The sequence below is a fragment of the Enterobacter sichuanensis genome, assembly GCF_002939185.1.
GTDB classification, from domain to species: Bacteria; Pseudomonadota; Gammaproteobacteria; order Enterobacterales; family Enterobacteriaceae; genus Enterobacter; species Enterobacter sichuanensis.
The window spans coordinates 1-809 of record NZ_POVL01000163.1 but is presented as its reverse complement, the minus strand read 5'-3'; the positions used below and the strand labels follow the sequence as shown (position 1 = coordinate 809).

Annotated in this window: 1 protein-coding gene; it reads right to left on the bottom strand. The window is 30.3% G+C overall.

Translation table 11 applies throughout. From position 1 onward, the window contains the following. A partial coding sequence (locus C5687_RS24310) for an AAA family ATPase (RefSeq protein WP_158252241.1) occupies positions 1–809 on the bottom strand: 809 nt, incomplete at both ends.

The window sequence follows — 809 nt, the reverse complement described above, 5'->3', positions numbered from 1 at the left end:
CATTTTTTTTATCACCATCTAAAATGCAAATGGATTTCAAAGAGGTTTCTAATAAATAGGGGTCTTTAAAAATGGTTGCAAGATTGTCGGCACCAATTTTACAGGGGACGAAATGGAAAAATCTACTTGCCAATCTGAATTTTTTATCGCATTCACTAAAATATTCGAAAATTTGATTGATGACAAATCTGGCTTCATCATCCTCCATAAAAATAGGTATTCTTTTTTTATTGTATATATTATCTCTTGTGTCATTTTTTAAATGCATTTTGATGTCAACTATCGATGGATTCTCGATTAAATCAACATCGGTATAATTATTGAGCAAATAGATTACTTTGTTTTTATTTTCAATCGCATATTCTAACAGAGACAAGCTGTGTGTGGTCATGAATACTTGAATGCAATACTTTTCTGAATACTCATTTATTAGATCAAATAATTTTTCTTGCAGCGAGGGATGTAAAGTAGCATCATATTCATCTATTAATAATATAGATCTGCAATTTTCCTTGTTGATGCAACTTTCAAAGTAATAAGATAGTGAAACTAATGCCTTTAATATAATGAATAGATTATCCTCACCAGATGAAATTGTATTTGAATCAATTCCCTCAACTGAGCTTATAAATTCAGGGCCTGACTTGAAATCACTTACTTTTTTTATTTCAATATTTTCCATTTCGATGTTTATTAATTGGCTATACAGTTTTGTAAGCCGTTCAATATATTCGATTGGAAGATTGAACTTACCGCTTGTTAACAAATCATCATCAAGAATCTCTCCTGTTGGAAATAGTCTCGACAAG